12 protein-coding genes and 1 tRNA gene are annotated in these 16,045 nt (G+C 70.5%); 8 read left to right on the forward strand and 5 right to left on the reverse strand.

What is annotated here, in order from left to right; all coding sequences use genetic code 11:
- The first annotated feature begins 22 nt into the window (after window positions 1-22).
- Together Val02_RS34955 and Val02_RS34960 are read left to right on the forward strand one after the other, a co-directional pair.
- Window positions 23-2,161: an ATP-dependent DNA helicase UvrD2 gene (locus tag Val02_RS34955; RefSeq protein WP_239153567.1), complete on the forward strand. Its 2,139-nt coding sequence runs from the start codon at window positions 23-25 to the stop codon at window positions 2,159-2,161.
- A gap of 567 nt (window positions 2,162-2,728) precedes the next feature.
- The gene (locus tag Val02_RS34960; RefSeq protein ID WP_203903575.1) at window positions 2,729-3,088 is read left to right on the forward strand and encodes a WhiB family transcriptional regulator; all 360 of its coding nucleotides are present in this window, start codon (window positions 2,729-2,731) and stop codon (window positions 3,086-3,088) included.
- A 258-nt stretch (window positions 3,089-3,346) separates the two neighbouring features.
- Here the strand turns inward: Val02_RS34960 and Val02_RS34965 are convergent, their stop codons facing one another.
- From Val02_RS34965 to Val02_RS34975, 3 genes are all read right to left on the reverse strand, one after another.
- Window positions 3,347-4,687 carry an ABC1 kinase family protein gene (locus tag Val02_RS34965; RefSeq protein ID WP_203903576.1) on the reverse strand — a complete coding sequence of 447 codons (1,341 nt, stop codon included), beginning with the start codon at window positions 4,685-4,687 and terminating at the stop codon, window positions 3,347-3,349.
- The gene (locus Val02_RS34970; RefSeq protein ID WP_203903577.1) at window positions 4,687-5,778 is read right to left on the reverse strand and encodes a TOMM precursor leader peptide-binding protein; all 1,092 of its coding nucleotides are present in this window, start codon (window positions 5,776-5,778) and stop codon (window positions 4,687-4,689) included. The genes Val02_RS34965 and Val02_RS34970 overlap by 1 nt, the downstream gene beginning before the upstream one ends.
- Window positions 5,779-6,003: 225 nt before the next feature.
- The gene (locus Val02_RS34975; RefSeq protein WP_203903578.1) at window positions 6,004-6,153 is read right to left on the reverse strand and encodes a DUF5679 domain-containing protein; all 150 of its coding nucleotides are present in this window, start codon (window positions 6,151-6,153) and stop codon (window positions 6,004-6,006) included.
- Between the two features lie 352 nt (window positions 6,154-6,505).
- Between Val02_RS34975 and Val02_RS34980 the strand changes: the two genes are divergently transcribed.
- Window positions 6,506-7,033, forward strand: a complete 528-nt coding sequence (locus tag Val02_RS34980; RefSeq protein WP_203903579.1) for a M48 metallopeptidase family protein — start codon at window positions 6,506-6,508, stop codon at window positions 7,031-7,033.
- 3 nt (window positions 7,034-7,036) lie between these two features.
- Window positions 7,037-7,630 carry a hypothetical protein gene (locus tag Val02_RS34985; protein ID WP_203903580.1) on the forward strand — a complete coding sequence of 198 codons (594 nt, stop codon included), beginning with the start codon at window positions 7,037-7,039 and terminating at the stop codon, window positions 7,628-7,630.
- Here the strand turns inward: Val02_RS34985 and Val02_RS34990 are convergent.
- Window positions 7,627-8,919 carry a zinc-dependent metalloprotease gene (locus Val02_RS34990; protein ID WP_203903641.1) on the reverse strand — a complete coding sequence of 431 codons (1,293 nt, stop codon included), beginning with the start codon at window positions 8,917-8,919 and terminating at the stop codon, window positions 7,627-7,629. The two genes, Val02_RS34985 and Val02_RS34990, sit on opposite strands and share 4 nt — an antisense overlap.
- Before the next feature lie 170 nt (window positions 8,920-9,089).
- Between Val02_RS34990 and Val02_RS34995 the strand changes: the two genes are divergently transcribed.
- From Val02_RS34995 to Val02_RS35010, 4 genes are all read left to right on the forward strand, one after another.
- Window positions 9,090-10,106: a YlbL family protein gene (locus tag Val02_RS34995; RefSeq protein WP_203903581.1), complete on the forward strand. Its 1,017-nt coding sequence runs from the start codon at window positions 9,090-9,092 to the stop codon at window positions 10,104-10,106.
- Window positions 10,107-10,176: 70 nt separating this feature from the next.
- Entirely contained in the window at window positions 10,177-13,152 is a 2,976-nt protein-coding gene (locus tag Val02_RS35000) for a UPF0182 family membrane protein (RefSeq protein ID WP_203903582.1), read from the forward strand.
- Window positions 13,153-13,194: 42 nt separating this feature from the next.
- Window positions 13,195-13,268 (forward strand) — tRNA-Met (locus Val02_RS35005).
- 315 nt (window positions 13,269-13,583) lie between these two features.
- Window positions 13,584-15,050: an APC family permease gene (locus Val02_RS35010; RefSeq protein ID WP_203903583.1), complete on the forward strand. Its 1,467-nt coding sequence runs from the start codon at window positions 13,584-13,586 to the stop codon at window positions 15,048-15,050.
- Between the two features lie 54 nt (window positions 15,051-15,104).
- Here Val02_RS35010 and Val02_RS35015 read toward each other — a convergent pair whose 3' ends face one another.
- Window positions 15,105-15,935, reverse strand: a complete 831-nt coding sequence (locus Val02_RS35015; protein WP_203903584.1) for a hypothetical protein — start codon at window positions 15,933-15,935, stop codon at window positions 15,105-15,107.
- Between the last annotated feature and the right edge of the window lie 110 nt (window positions 15,936-16,045).

Below are 16,045 nucleotides of genomic sequence, written 5' to 3' on the forward strand. Positions count from 1 at the left end.
GGGTGCTGTCATGATTCCGCCCGTGGCGAAATCTTCGGATGCTCTTGACGAGCTGGACGAGGAGCAGCGCGCCGCCGTCACCGCGCCCGCCGGGCCGGTCTGCATCCTGGCCGGCGCCGGCACCGGCAAGACGCGGGCCATCACGCGGCGGATCGCGCACCGGGTGCACACCGGCGAGGTGCGGGCGCAGCACGTGCTCGCGGTGACGTTCACCGCCCGGGCGGCGGCCGAGATGCGGGCCCGGCTGACCGCGCTCGGTGCGGCCGGGGTGCAGGCCCGCACGTTCCACGCCGCGGCGCTGCGCCAGCTGCGCTACTTCGCGCCGCGCCTGTTCGCCGGGCGGGACCTGCCCGAGCTGATCGACCGCAAGGGGCGCCTCGTCGGGCAGGCCGCCACCCGGGCCGGGATCACCACCGACCAGACCGGCGCACGCGACCTCGCGGCCGAGATCGAGTGGGCGAAGGCGTGCCTGGTCGAGCCGTCGGAGTACGAGGTCGCCGCGGCGAAGGCGCGGCGCGAGCCGCCGTTCGCGCCGGCCACGGTGGCGAAGGTGTTCGACGGTTACGAGCGGCTCAAGCGCGCCGCCGGGGTGATCGACTTCGAGGACCTGCTGCGCGCCGCGGCGTGGGGCATCGAGGAGCACTCCGACGTGGCCGAGCAGGTGCGCGCGCAGTACCGGCACTTCGTCGTCGACGAGTACCAGGACGTCAACCCGGTGCAGCAGCGGCTGCTCGACGCGTGGCTCGGCGGTCGGGACGACATCACCGTGGTCGGCGACGCGAGCCAGACGATCTACTCGTTCACCGGGGCGTCGTCGGACCATCTGGTGTCGTTCCCGCGCCGCTACCGCGGGGCCACCGTGGTGCGGCTCGTCCGCGACTACCGGTCGACCCCGCAGGTCGTCGGGCTCGCCAACGCGGTGATCTCCCAGGCCCGTGGTGAGCTGGCCCGCCTCCGGTTGGAACTGCACGGGCAGCGCCCCTCCGGCCCCGAGCCGGAGCTGCGGTCGTTCCCGGACGAGCCGGCGGAGGCGACGTCGGTGGCGCGCAAGTGTGCCGAGCTGATCGCCGCCGGCACCCCGGCCCGCGAGATCGCGGTGCTGTTCCGGATCAACGCCCAGTCCGAGGTGTACGAGGCGGCGCTGGCCGAGGCGGGTGTGCCGTACGTGGTGCACGGCGCCGAGCGGTTCTTCGAACGCGCGGAGATCCGGCAGGCGCTCGTGGCGCTGCGCGCGGCGACCCGGACCGTCGAGGCGGGCACGCCCCTGCACGACGCGGTCGTGGGTGCGCTGGACGCGATCGGGTGGCGGCCGAACCGGGCTCCGGCGGGCGGGGCGTCCCGGGAGCGCTGGGAGGCGCTTGCCGCGTTGGCGGCGCTCTGCGACGAGTTCGCGCAGGAGCGCCAGGATCTTCCGGAGGGGGCGCCGCTGCTGGAGGCGTTCAACGCCGAGCTGGCCCGCCGGGCGGCCGCCCAGCACGCCCCGGCGGTCGACGGGGTGACGCTCTCATCGCTGCACTCGGCCAAAGGGCTGGAGTGGGACGCGGTGTTCCTGGTCGGCCTCGCCGAGGGCACCCTGCCGATCCGGCACGCGCGCACCGCCGACGCCCTGGAGGAGGAACGCCGTCTCGCCTACGTCGGGATCACCCGCGCCCGGCACTGGCTGTGGCTGTCCTACGCGGTGGCGCAGATTCCCGGCGGGCGGCAGCGCCGGGCCTGCCGGTTCGTGCCAGCGCTCGACCCGGACCGCCCGGCGCCGGCGGCGCGAACCCCCGGCCGCACGCGCAAAGAGGCGGACGGCACGCGCCGCAGGATCCTGGTGTCGTGCCGGATCTGCGGCACGGCGCTGATCAGCGGGGCGGACCGCAAGCTCGGCCGCTGTTCGGCCTGCCCGTCGGATCTCGACGAGGAACTGCTCTCCCGCCTCCAGGAGTGGCGGGTGCGGGTGGCCGCCCGGCAGAAGGTTCCCCCGTACGTGGTGTTCACCGACGTGACGCTCGCGGCCCTCGCCGAACGCCGCCCGGCGCGCTCGGAGGAGTTGGTGGCGATCTCCGGCATCGGTCCGCGCAAGCTCGGCATGTACGGCACTGACGTGCTCAGACTCATCGACGGGACGCCGGTGGACGACGTCGAGGAGGCCCTCCCGGAGGGTCTAGAAAAATAAGTCGGCAACTTTGCCGTTAATTCGTTTGCGTCGCCCTGCGCGACCGGCATAGCCTGCCAACACACCTCGCGCGAGCGGGTGTGCGAGCAAGACAAGAGCCAGACCCGAAGAAGCAAGACTCACGACGAGTGCAGATGAGGAGGTGGTCCCCGGTGCTGAGCTACGAGATCCAGCGTCCGGCAGGGCTGCTTGCTGTCTGCGCTCCGGTGTCTTTGTCGCCGCTTGCCGGCGCCCCCACAGCCCACGGTTCGGTGGGCTACGGCGCTGTCAGGACGGCACCCGAAGGCACGTTGGCTGCGGCGCAGTGGCTGACGGTCCGGCAAGAGGCCAAGGTCCAGGGGACCAGTGGCTTCGTTGCCAAGCCGCGCGTCGACGTCATGGACCCGGTTGGTGGAGTCCGCGGGAAACCGCCTCGAGGAAGGTCATCGGTCTGACAAGACCGAGCCGGCTCACCTCGAGGCCGCGGAATCCCACACCTGGGATCCGCGGCCTTAATTTTTTGCCCCTCCACTCGATCACTACCAACCATCCACGAACCACCCACAGTAGGAAGCGAGGTGACCGGGAATGAACCTGGTCATGGCCCCTCTCGGCGTCGCCGAGGCGGGTGCTGAGGTGTCCACCAAGTCCGCTCTCCCGTGCCGCAACTTCGACCCGGACCTCTGGTTCGCCGAGGCTCCGGCCGAGCTGGAGCTCGCCAAGTCCCTCTGCGGTGACTGCCCGGTCCGGGTCGCCTGCCTCTCGGCGGCGCTGGAGCGTCAGGAGCCGTGGGGCGTCTGGGGCGGCGAGATCTTCGAGCGTGGCGCCGTCGTTCCGCGCAAGCGGCCGCGGGGTCGTCCGCGCAAGGAGGACGTCGCGCGTGACGCGGCGCTCCGGGTCGAGGCGACCGCCCGCGCGGCGGCCGTCGTCGCAGGCCAGGCGGCCTGAAATGAACACTCTCAGCATTCAGCCGACCAGCAGGAACCGGTCCGTCAAAGCCAACGATCTTCAGAAGGACACCGTCGTGAACATCACCCGGCACATATCACTCATCAATGAAGCCTTATCGCGAGCGCGAATGCGCCGGCCTCAGACGAACCACTCTGAGGCGCGCCGCTCGGCCCGACGTATCGCGATGGACTCGCGCCGTGAGTCCAACCGGATGCTCGGCCTGTAAATAACCCACATGTGATCGACGCCCCGGCGCTACGGCGCCGGGGCTTCTCTTTCGCCCTCTTCCGAAGCGAACCCGGGCAGCCACTCCTCGAGGATGGCCCGCCACCGGCCTTCGGCCTCCAACTGGCACAGCACCCCGATGGACCCCAACGTCACCCGGTGCACCAGCAGGTACGACGGCGGCAGGTTGAGGTTGCGGCCGAGCGTGTAGGCCGGGCTCTTCGGGTTGGCCAGGCGGGTCGCCTCGCCACGCAGCCACGCGCGGCTGAAGCGGAACCGCTCGCCGGCGATCGGCTCCAGGATCGGCAGCAGATAGTCCAGAACGGCCTGCGCGTCGACCTTCACGTCCGGCTTCACGAACCCCTCGCCGCGCAGCCCGTCGAGCACCGCCTCGGCGTCCCCGGCGAGGGCGAGCCGGACGAGGCGGCCCACCGGTTCGGGGTGTCCCTCGGGCAGCCGCGCGACGGCGCCGAAGTCGAGCACACCCAACCGGCCGTCGGGCAGGATGCGGAAGTTGCCCGGATGCGGGTCGGCGTGCAGGAGCCCGGCCCGCGCCGGCGCGGAGAAGTGCATGAGGGCGAGCTTGCGGCCGGCCTCGTCGCGTTCCTCCTGCGAGCCCTTGGAGATCACCGCGGAGACCGGGGTCCCCTCGGTCCACTCCGTCACCAGCACCATCGGGGCCGAGGCCACGACGGCGGGGATGAAAATTTCGGGGTCGTCGGCGTACGCCGCCGCGAAGGCCGCCTGCGCGGTGGCCTCCAGTTCGTAGTCCAGCTCCTCGCTGATCCGCTCCTTGAGCTCGGACAGGAGCGGCTTGATGTCGAGGCCGGGCTGGAGCACCGTCATCATCCCGGCGAGGCGGGCGAGCTGGTTGAGGTCGGTCAGCAGCGCCTTGCCGGCCCCCGGGTACTGCACCTTCACGGCGACCTCGCGGCCGTCCTCCCAGACGGCCCGGTGCACCTGACCGATGCTGGCCGCGGCGGCGGGGGAGTCGTCGAACTCCGCGAACCGCTCCCGCCAGCCGTCGCCCAGCTGTTCCTTGAGCACCTTGTGGACGCTGGCCACGGGCAGCGGCGGCGCGGCGTCCTGCAGCTTGGTCAGCGCCTCCCGGTACGGCCCGGCGAGATCCTCCGGCAGCGCGGCCTCGAAGACGGACAGCGCCTGCCCGAACTTCATCGCACCGCCCTTGAGCTGACCCAGCACGCTGAACAGATGCTCGGCGGTGCGCTGCTGAACCTCGGAGGAGATCACCTCGCCGGCGAGGCCGGTGACCCGCTTGCCCAGACCTAGAGCGGCCCGGCCGGCGAACCCCAGCGGCAGCGCCGCCAGCTTCGCTGTCCGGGTGACGGCGCGACGCGGGATATCACTCATCAAGACTCATTGTTACTCGGCGAACGGGGTCGCCGGTGCGTGGTCCGTGCCGACCGGCGGCGAGAACAGTCACAGCGGGGATGCGGCAACCAGCTGCGCCGTCTGGTGCGTCCGGCGTCGGAGACCTCCACGATGGCCCCGCGGGTGCGCGTGGGACGCCCGTCGACGTGCCGGAGCACCTCCGCGGCGGCGAACGCGCACCCGGCGAGCGTGGTCGTCACGGTGCACGGTTCGGCCAGGTCACGGCCGGTGGCGAGCTGGGCGGCGAGCACGGGCCAGGTGGGGTCGGCGTCCCTGCGGTGCAGTTCCAGGCACCGGCCGCAGGGCGAACGCCCCGGCACCACCAGCGGCCCCACGACGACCAGCCCGTCGCGCAGGTACACGTCCAGCCGCGGCGAGCCACCCTGCCGGACGCCCTTGGTGGCGAGCGCACTGCCGGGACGGTTGCCCACCCGCACCACGAACGTCGCCGCACCCGAGCGAAGCGGCGTCACCCGCGCCTCGGGGGCGGCCCGCCGGACGGCATCGGCGGCGGCACTCGAACGGGCCCGGTCGGCGTCGGCCGGCAGCACGCCGCCGACCATGGCGTCGCCGGGTACCGCCCAGCCGTCGAGGGCCGGGTCGAGGCTGCCGATGCCGCTGGCGGCGAGGATGGCGGCGAGCGGCGCACCGAGCCAGGCGTGGCCGGCGATCAGGACCCGCGCGGCGGCGCGCCGTCTGAGCATCTCGGCCGGGGTGCGCCGGGCGGGTGCCCCGAGGTGATCCAGCACGAGCCCGCCGGCTTCGCGGCCGAGCCGTTCGCGAAGCGCCGGAGTGAGCCCGCGCGGCAGGTAGGTGTGCCCGCCGACGACGAGTCCCGCGCGGACCAGCCCGTCGAGCACGGCCACGGCCGGCGCGGCGGCGATCCCGAGCCCGGCGGCGGCTCCGATCACCTGGTCCCGGGTGCGGGTGCCGTCGAGGAGGTCGAGTATCCGCGCGACGGCGGGGTCGGCGAGCTGGAGCACCGTCGCGACGCGCGGGTCGGTCCCGATCTGAACGGTGTCGGCGTCGCGCCAGAGCCGGCGCAGGTGCGGGAGCAGGAGGGGCCGCATGGGGCGTGACACTGGCACGCTGCGTGTGGCCGGTTCGCTCGTTGTCCACAGGCCTGTGGGCCACGGACCTGAGTTATCCACAGGTTCGGGGAAGTTATCCACCGTTCCGCGGTCACGCTGAGGGTAAGTGTCGCGTTTCTGACGGTAGTCGGGCGCGTGGCCGAACGGTTTCGGGCGGTGGGCCGAAGCGTTAACCGGCCTCGGCCCACGCGCCCGGCGTCATGATCAGGCCTTACCGAGAATCCGGTTGACCGTGGTGCCGCACACCGGGCACTTGCCCTTGGCCATGCGCATACCGGTCTTCGTCTCGGTCACTTCGCCGTCGAAGTCCCGCTTGTCCTTGCATTTCACGCAATAGCCGTTGTACTCGGCCACGAGGTCCTCCTTGAGTTCAGCGCCGGTCCCATCAAGGGCGGGACCGACCTCGTGAGAGTCTGCCTTGTCCGACACTCACGGAAAGTGTGGTTAGTCGGGACACGCCGATCTCGGCGGGTGTTTTGTCCTTTCTGTGCCGTTTTGGGGGGCGTGTGGGTACCGTGTGGGTGACCGGCGGGCCACCTCCGGAGTTCTGCAGTTGCCCCGCCTCTGTGCCGAGTCCGCCGGAATCTTTCCGACGAGTCGCCACCAACCGGGGTCAATCAACCGGGTGTCGGGACTTTGACTCTTGCGGAGGAAGGGCATCTGCCCGCTAGCGTTCCTGCGTGGGCGGTACCCCAGGCCGGCCGGCATGACACGTAAGCCGGTGGTAGAGGTGCGGCGCAGCCAGCGTCGCCGGCGCACCGTCTCGGCCTATCGAGACGGTGAGCGTGTTGTCGTGCTCATTCCCGACCAGTTCTCGCGCGCCGAGGAGCGCGAGTGGGTCGACCGGATGCTGGAGCGGCTCTCCGCACGCGACCAGCGGGCCCGGCGCAGCGACGCCGAGCTGGAGGCCCGGGCGGCGCGACTCGCGGCAGCATACTTTTCCGATCATGCGACCCGCGTGCGCCCCCGGAGCGTCCGCTGGGTCACCAACCAGAACGGCCGGTGGGGCTCCTGCACGCCCGCCGACCGCACGATCCGCCTGTCGCACCGCGTCCAGGACATGCCGGACTGGGTGCTCGACTATGTGCTCCTGCACGAGCTGGCGCACCTCGTCGTCCCCAGCCACAACAGTGACTTCTGGGCACTCGTGGCGCGTTACCCCAGGTCGGAGCGGGCGCGTGGGTTCCTGGAGGGGGTCTCCGCGGCGGCGGGGTTGTGCATGTCCGACGATTGACCGGTGTCCCGCCGCATCGTCGTCGCGCTGCTGACCCCGCCCGCCTGGGCGCCGCCGGGTGTTCCGCCCGAGGCGTGGCGTGAGGCGCTGGCCGAGGACGTGGTCGACCTGATCGCCGCCCTCGCCGCCGCCGACGCCGGAATTGCCGTGGCGTCCGCCGACCGCGCACTGGCGGACTCCCTCGCCTGGCCGTCGATGTCCAGATTTTCTATGGAAACATCCAGCGTGACGGCCGCTCTCGTGGCAGCGACCGAGGCGGGTTACGACCAGGCGGCCGTCATCGCCGGTGACGCTCCCGACCTGCCCGGGCTCCTCGTCGGCAAGCTCCTGCAGCCGCTGACCACCCGGAGGGCAGGCGTGGCGCCCGCGCACAACGGCGGGCTGCTCGGGGTGTCGAGCCGCCTGCCGCTGCCGGAGTGGTTCCCACAGATCGACCTGGACAAGGGGACACCCGACGACCTGCGCGGCGCGGCACCCCGACGGGCGCAGGTCGCCGTGACGCCCGGATGGCACCGCCTGCGCGGGCCGGACGACCTGCGCAGGCTCGATCCCGGCCTGGACGGCTGGGACAACACCCGGTTGCTCCTCGGCGGCTAGGCCTCGGGGTCGTCCTTCTTCTGCTCGCCGGAGTCCTCGATGCCCTTCTCGAACTCCTCGAAGCCCAGATCCCCGAGATCCAGCTCGGTGCGGGCGAACAGCTCCGGGTCGGCGAACGCCTCGACGTCCGGCATGAGGTCCGGATGCCCCCACAGCGCGTCCCGCCCGGAGACGCCCCGGTGCTCGGTCAACGCCTCCCAGACGGCCGCCGCCTCCCGCAGCTTGCGGGGCCGCAGCTCCAACCCGACCAGCGCCGCGAACGTCTGCTCCGCCGGCCCACCCGCCGCACGCCGCCGCCGGAACGTCTCACCCAGCTTGACGACCTCGGGCAGCCGCTCCTTCGCGGCGCGGGCGACCACGACGCTGACCCAGCCCTCGACCAGCGCCAACGCCGTCTCCAGGCGAGCCAGGGCGGCCTGCTGCTGCGGGCTGTCGTCCGGCGCGAAGATGCCTTCGAGCGCGATCTCCTGCACACCCTCGGGGCTCATCGGGTCGAACCGGCCGACCGCCTCCTCGACGGCCTCCTTGTTGACCCGGATCCCCGCGGCATAGGTCTCGACGGCCGTGAGGACGTGCCCGCGCAGCCACGGCACGTGGCTGAACAGCCGCTGGTGCGCTGCCTCGCGCAGCGCCACGTAGAGGCGCACCTGGTCGTCGGGCAGCTCCAGGCCCTTGCCGTAGGTCGCGATGTTGGCCGGCACCAACGCCGCTGTGCCGGCGGGACCGAGGGGGAGGCCGATGTCGCTGGCCGAGAGCACCTCGGCGGCGAGCGAACCGAGCGCGGTGCCGAGCTGCGTGCCGAACAGCGCGCCGCCGAGCGACGAGACCATCGCCGACATCGGCCCCAACTGCCCGCGCATCTCCTCGGGAACGAGGTCGGTCATCGAGCCCACGATGCGCGCGGCGACCGGGTCGCACAGCTTGCGCCAGATGTCGAGCGTCTTGGTGAGCCACTCGCCGCGGCTCCACGCGACGGACGTGGTGATCCCGGAGGGCAGGGCCGACTCGGGCTCGAGCCAGAGGTCGGCCAGACGCAGCGCCTCGCTCACGGCCTCCCGGTCGAACGGCGTCACCGACGGATCGCCCACCGGCTTCTCCGGCTCGTCGCCGGGTGTCTGCCCGGCACCCGCGGTCAGCCCCGGCAACATCCCGGCCAGGCTGAACCCGAAGCCGCCGCCCGGGGCACCGGTCAGGTGGCCCTGGGCGACCTGACGCGCCAGATCCCAGTTGACCGGCCCACCGGAGGGCGCGGCGAACATGTGCTGGAGCTGGCTCATGAACTGCTGCATCTGCTGCGGATCGTTGGGATCCGGTCCACCGGTGAAGCCGAAGCCGAACGGAGTGTCTGCGGGCACGTGGTCAACCGTACGCCGGTCGACTGTCGACGTCCGCACGCCCGGCCGTCCCCTCGCAGCCCGGCTGCCAGGTTCCGCTCAGGGCGGAACGCTAGAGTCCCCGCATGGACCGTCGGGGAGCGACTCTCGTTGTCGGCGCACTGTTGCTGCTGGCACTCGTCTGGCAGGCGCTCGTCGCGCCGGTCCCGTACGTCGAACTGGGGCCGGGTCCCACCGTCGACACGCTCGGCACCGTCGAGGGGCATCCGGTCATCGGGCTCACCGGCGTTCCGGCCACCACCTCGGCCGGGCAGCTGCGCCTCACGACGGTCAACGTGCGCGACAGCACGACGCTGTTCGACGCGGTGAAGGGCTGGCTCAGCGGCGACACGGCCGTCGTGCCGCGGGAGCTCATCTACCCGCCGGACAAGTCGGAGCAGCAGGTCGACCAGGAGAACGCCCAGCAGTTCAAGGCGTCGCAGACCAGCGCCGAGACGGTGGCGTTGCGCAAGCTCGGCTTTCCCGTGCAGGTCTCCATCACCGAGGTGAGCCAGGGTTCCCCGGCGGAGGGCAAGCTCAAGGTCGGTGACGTCATCGTCGCCATCGACGGCGCGCCGGTCACCTCCACCCAGAAGCTGCGCGACCTGATCCGCGCCAAGGACGCCGGGACGCCGCGCGAGGTGAAGTACACGCGCGACGGGGTCGAGGCGAGCGCCACGATCACGCCGGCGAAGGGCGACGACGGCGTGCCGCGCCTCGGCGTCGTGCCGGACCAGAAGCAGAACGCCCCGTTCGACGTGAGTTTCGACCTCGACCGGATCGGCGGCCCGTCCGCCGGAATGATGTTCACGCTGGGCGTAATCGACAAGGTCGACCCGCAGGACCTCACCGGCGGAGTCCGCATCGCCGGCACCGGAACGGTCGACGACGAGGGCAACGTCGGCCCCATCGGCGGCATCCCGCAGAAATTGCGTGGGGCAAAGCGGGACAAGGCAACCGTCTTCCTCGTGCCGGCCGCGAATTGCGCCGAGGCGAAGGCGAATGCCGTCGACGGACTTCCATTGATCCGGGTGGCCACTGTGGACGACGCATTGGCCGCGCTGCAGGAGCTGCGCGAGAAGCGAATGCCCGCCCGCTGTTAGGTCGCGCACTTTGGTCAGCAGCGCCGACTAGTCTTGTCCCGTTCGGGGAGCCACCAGCAGGGAGTCCGTCGTGGTACTTCGCAGCCCATTGTCCCGGGTCAGCCGGCGCGGCCGGGTCACCCTGGTGGTGCTCGCCATTCTGCTGGTGATCATCGCGTTCGCGGACCGGATCGTCGACATCTGGGCGGACTACCTGTGGTTCGACGAGGTGGGCTACAACCGCGTCTTCAGCGGCGTGCTGACCACGCAGCTGTTGCTGTTCCTGACGTTCGGGTTCGGCGTGGGACTGATCGTCGCGCTCAACCTGTATCTGGCGTACCGGATGCGCCCGCTGCTGCGACCGCACTCCGCCGAGCAGCACGCCCTCGACCGGTACCGGATGCTGATGCTGCCCCGCATGGGTATGTGGATCACGGTCCTCTCCGGACTCGTGGGGCTCTTCGCCGGCCTGTCGGCCCAGGGGCGCTGGCAGCTCTGGCTGCTGTTCCAGAACAGCCAGCGGTTCGGGGTCGCCGACCCGCAGTTCAAGGTGGACATCGGGTTCTACGTCTTCGAGTACCCGTTCTACCGGTACCTGCTGGGCGTCGGGTTCGGCGCGGTGGTGATCGCCCTGCTCGGCGCGCTGGGCCTGCACTACCTGCTCGGCGGCGTGCGGCTGCAGGGCGCCGGCGACCGGATGACCGCCGCGGCGCGGGCCCACCTGACCTCGCTGGTGGCGGCGTTCGTGCTCCTCAAGGCCGCCGCCTACTTCCTCGACCGCCGCGGCCTCCTGCTCGGTTCCAACCCGAGCGTGGAAAACCTCAACGGCGCGTCCTACACCGCGATCAACTCGCTGTTGCCGGCCAAGGAGGTCCTCGCCTGGATCTCACTGTTGGTCGCCATCGCGATCATCGTTTTCTCGAACGCCTTCATGCGCAACCTCGTGTGGCCCGGCGTGGCACTGGCACTGCTCGGCATCTCGGCGGTCGTGATCGGCGGGATCATCCCGGCGAGCGTGCAGTCGTTCACGGTCAAGCCGAGCGCGCGCGCCAAGGAGGCGCCGTTCATCGAGCAGAGCATCAAGGCGACGCGCGACGCGTACGGGCTCAGCAACGTGCAGACGAAGCAGTACACCGACAACACCGTTCCGCCGCTCAACCTCGCCCAGGACACCGGCACCATCCCGAACGTGCGCCTGCTCGACCCGGCGGTCGTCAACGACACGTTCACGCTGCGCCAGCGCACGCGGCCGTTCTACCAGTTCCCGGCGAAGCTCGACATCGACCGGTACACGCTGCCGGACCCGGCCAACCCGGCGGTCATGAAGACGCAGGACTACGTCGTCGGCGTCCGCGAGATGAACTACGAACAGCTCGGCGCCACCAACAGCAACTGGCAGAACCGGCACACCTACTACACCCACGGCTACGGCTTCGTGGCGGCGCCGGCCAACAAGCTGGTCTGCAACGGCGAGCCGTACTTCGTCGCCGGGTTCCTCGGCGAGCACCGCCGGCAGGGCAACGAGGAGTGCAACGCCCAGGACGACCTGATCAAGACCAGCGAGCCGCGGATCTACTACGGCGAGCAGATGACGACGTACGCCATCGTCGGCAAGAAGGGCGGCGAGGACGTCGAGTTCGACCGGCCGACCGGGGTCGCCGACGCGAAGAACACCTATGCCGGCGAGGGTGGCGTCGACATCGGTTCGTACCCGCGGCGGGTGCTGTACGCCGCCCACCTGCGCGAGACGAACTTCCTGCTCTCCAGCGTCTTCAACGACAACTCGAAGCTGCTGTACGTGCGCGAGCCCCGCGAACGGGTCCAGAAGATCGCGCCGTTCCTGAAGATGGACGGCGACCCGTACCCGGCCGTGGTCGACGGGCGCGTGGTCTGGATCATCGACGCCTACACGACCTCCTCGACGTACCCGTACGCCACGAGGGTCGACCTGCGCGGCGCCACCAGTGACGCGCAGACCGGCGACGGCACGTTCGCGCAGCAGCGTCAGGACATCAACTACCTGCGCAACTCCGTGAAGGCCACGGTCGACGCCTACGACGGCACGGTGACGCTGTACACGTTCGACGACACCGACCCGGTGCTCAAGGCGTGGAACAAGGCGTTCGGCGGCAAGCTCTTCAAGCCGCGCAGCGAGATCCCGACCAATCTGTCGCAGCACTTCCGCTACCCCGAGGACCAGTTCAAGGTGCAGCGGGACCTGCTGTCGCGGTTCCACGTGACCGACCCGGGCGGCTTCTTCGGCCAGAACGACTTCTGGCAGGTGCCGGACGACCCGAACAAGGCCGGCGTGAAGCAGCCGCCGTACTACGTGCTGGCGACGGCACCGGAGCAGACCGACGCGTCGTTCCAGCTGACGGCCGCGATGGTGCAGGGCCCCGCGCTCTCCGGCGTGGTGAGCGGCTCCTACGACAAGGACAACCGCCCGGTCCTGTCGGTGCTCGAGCTACCGGACAACTCCGCGATCCAGGGCCCCGACCGGGCGCACCAGCGGATGACCAACCAGGACGACACCGCGCGGGTGCAGATCAACCAGCTGAAGTCCGACCAGGCGCAGATCGAGTTCGGCAACCTGCTGACGCTGCCGCTGCTCGGGGGAGTCCTGTACGTGCAGCCGCTGTACATCCGCTCGACGCAGGCAAACTCGTTCCCGACGATGAAGAAGGTCCTGCTCAACTACGGCGAGTACTCGGCGTACGCGGACAACATGGCGGACGGCCTGAAGATCCTGACGGAGAAGGCGCAGGGCAAGACGCCCACCACCGGCACCGAGAATCCACCGCCGACCGGCGGTCAGCCGCCCGCGGGTGACGACCCGGTGGCACAGGCGGCGGCGCGCATCCAGGCGGCGATCAACGAACTGCGTGAGGCCCGCAAGGCGGGTGACTTCGAGCGCGAGGGCAAGGCGCTGAAGGAGCTGGACGAGGCGACCAAGGCCTACGAGGAGGCGCGCAGAAACGCCGGCGCGTCGCCGAGCCCCAGCTCAGGGCCTTCTTCGTCGCCGTCGGCGAGCCCCGGGCCGTCGGCGTCGGCCGGCCCGCCGGGCTGATTTGGCGCACCCCGCGTCAGTGCGCTATTGTTTTCCAAGCGACGCGGGGTGGAGCAGCTCGGTAGCTCGCTGGGCTCATAACCCAGAGGTCACAGGTTCAAATCCTGTCCCCGCTACTCCGAAGAATCGGCCCTCTCGAATTTTGAGAGGGCCGATTCTCTTTCTCTCGAATTCATTTCTCGCAAGGCGATTTTCATACGCCGCGCGGACCGCGGCGCGGGGTGAGGGTCGTCACTCTCCGCTCCCGGGGCCGGTCGCCGCCGCTCCAGCGCTTTCCGGCCGATTCGTCATAGTCCTCTGCGGAGCGGGCCTCCGCGATCTCCGTTGGCAATCATGGGGTTGTATCTTTCTCGCGTCCGGTGATCTCGTGCTCACCCGCCGCGCGTTCCGCGAACGCGCGTGTGCCTCCCGACGATGACGAGGATCGCTCCATGTCGATGACCGCACCGAGTGGACTGGCCCGGCGGACTCTGGGCCCCATGTCGTTGCTGTTCCTCACTGTCTCGGCCTCCGCGCCGATGGTCGTGCTCGCTGGAAGTATGGTCGCCACCTACGCGGCGACCGGTGTGGTTGGTGTGCCCCTGTCGTTCCTGGGGCTGGGTGTCGTGCTCGCGCTCTTCGCCGTCGGCTACGGGGCGATGGCCCGCCAGGTGGCCAACCCGGGTCCGTTCTACGCGTATCTAGCGCAGGGGTTGGGCCGGATCTGGGGTGTGGCCGGCGGCCTGTTGGCGCTGGTCAGTTACAACGCGATCCAGATCTCGCTGTACGGCCTGTTCGGGGCGACGGTCGCGGGCCTGGTCGGCGGGATGTCGTGGTGGGCCTGGGCCGGCCTGGCGTGGGCCGTGGTGGCCGCGATGGGTGTGCGCCGCATCGGCATGAACGCCAAGGTCATCGCCGTACTGCTGATCACCGAGATCGTGATGATCGTGCTGTTCGACATCGGCGCGTTCGCGCAGCCGGCCGACCCGGGCTCGTTGAGTGTGCCGATGGAGCCGGGCAGCCTCCTGGTCAGCGGCATCGGTGGTGTGCTGGCGTTCGGCATCGCCGCGTTCGTGGGGATGGAACTCGCCGCCGTCTACGGCGAGGAGGCGCGCAGCGGCGCCGCGGTGGCCAAGGCGACGTTCGGCGCGGTGGCCGTGGTCTGCATCCTGTACACCGTCTCGTCGTGGGCGCTGGCCGTCGCGGTCGGGCCGAAATCCGTGGTCGACGTCGCGCGCAACCCGGAGGCCGGGCTGCCGTTCGCGCTGATCGAGAACTACTACGGCGGCGCCATGTCCACCCTGGCGAAGGTGCTGCTGATCACGAGCATGCTGGGTGCGATGGTGTCGTTCCACAACACGATCGCGCGGTACGTGTTCAGCCTCGCCCGGGACGGGGTGCTGCCGCAGGTGCTGGGCCGGATCGGCAGCGGCGGCGGGGGCGGTGCCCCGATCAGCGGTTCGCTCCTGCAGTCGGTGGTGGCGCTGCTGACGTTCGGCGGCTTCGCGGTCGTCGGGGCGGACCCGCTGCTCGACCTGTTCACGCTGCTGTCGGCGCTCGCCGCCATGGGCGTCATGACCCTGATGATTCTCGCGTCGCTCGCGGTCATCGGGTTCTTCCGGCGCCGTCCCCAACTCGAGGAGGGCGCCTGGTCGAGTGCACTCGCTCCCGGTCTCGCCGCTCTCCTGCTCCTCGTGGTCCTGGCGACCACTGTGGTGAACGTCGATTCGTTGCTCGGCCCGGCCGCTGGCATCCTGTCGCTGGTGCTGCCCGGCATCGTCGTCGTGTCGATCGTGGTGGGCCTGGTCTGGGGCTCGGCCATCAAGGCGGCCAACCCGCAGGTGTTCGATCAGGTCGGCGCGGGCCTGGAGCAGCCGCTCGCCGCGATGGACCACAGCCTCGAACGCTTCCGTCTCTGACAATCCACTGTGGACGGCGGTCCCGAGGTGCGGCCGCCGTCCACAGTGGACCGCTCAGCTGTAGCGGCTGCGCCCGCCGCGCGGCGGCTGGGAAACGCCGTGCAGCACGTGCAGGTGCAGCGACTCCAACGCGGCCCACACCGGCTCTTCGGGGTCGCCCGGCCGCAGGTGCAACGGCTGCCAGTTGCCGTACGCGAGGCCACCCGCCTCCAGCGCGGCGGAGGACTGCGTGATGCCGACGACCCCGAACGGCCCACCCCGGTCCAGCACGATCCGCGAACCGTCGCTGAGGTGCAGGTAGCTGCGGCCGGCGATCTCGAGTGCGTTGCGCGCGCGTTCCTGAACGCTGGCCCAGTGCCCGGCCGGGGTGTCCAAAGTGGACACCGCTACACCCAGGTACCGCGCCTGCGTCGTCATGTCGTCCGAACGGTGCACCATCGTGCGCCGCGGGTCGAACGGCCCCCGCTGGGCGTACTGCTGTGCGATACCGGCGAGCGTGTACAGCAACTGCGGCAGGTCACGAACCTCGTCGGAGTCGCGGAACAGCCGCGTGGCCGCGCGAACGACCTCGTGCGTGGCCATGCCGGGCTTGCGTTCGTAGTCCTGATAGAGGAACGCGATGGCGTGCGGGCCCAACGCGTCGGTGCCGCGCCGCTCATCGAACGCGTGCATGCCGTGCCGTGACGACATCTCCCGCATGCGCATGAGGGCGGCGTTGCGCAGCTGCACCAGGCGGGTCTGCTCGTGCGGCTCGGACGGTTCGGCACTGCGTTGGGCGGCCGGCGGGTACCGGTCGGCGCCTCCCGGTGGATAGCTCGGGTAGCCGGACTCCCGATGCCGATCGGAACGCTCGCGTGGCGTCTCCGACCGGATGTCGTATCCCAACGCGGGTTCTCCTTCGATGTGGAGGGCTGATGTCGAGTGTGGACGGTCGCGATCTATGTGCCGACCGTACTTCTTCCATGTCGATATGTAACTGTCAAGGTCAACCGATC

The organism is Virgisporangium aliadipatigenens (assembly GCF_016863615.1).
Taxonomy (GTDB): Bacteria; Actinomycetota; Actinomycetes; order Mycobacteriales; family Micromonosporaceae; genus Virgisporangium; species Virgisporangium aliadipatigenens.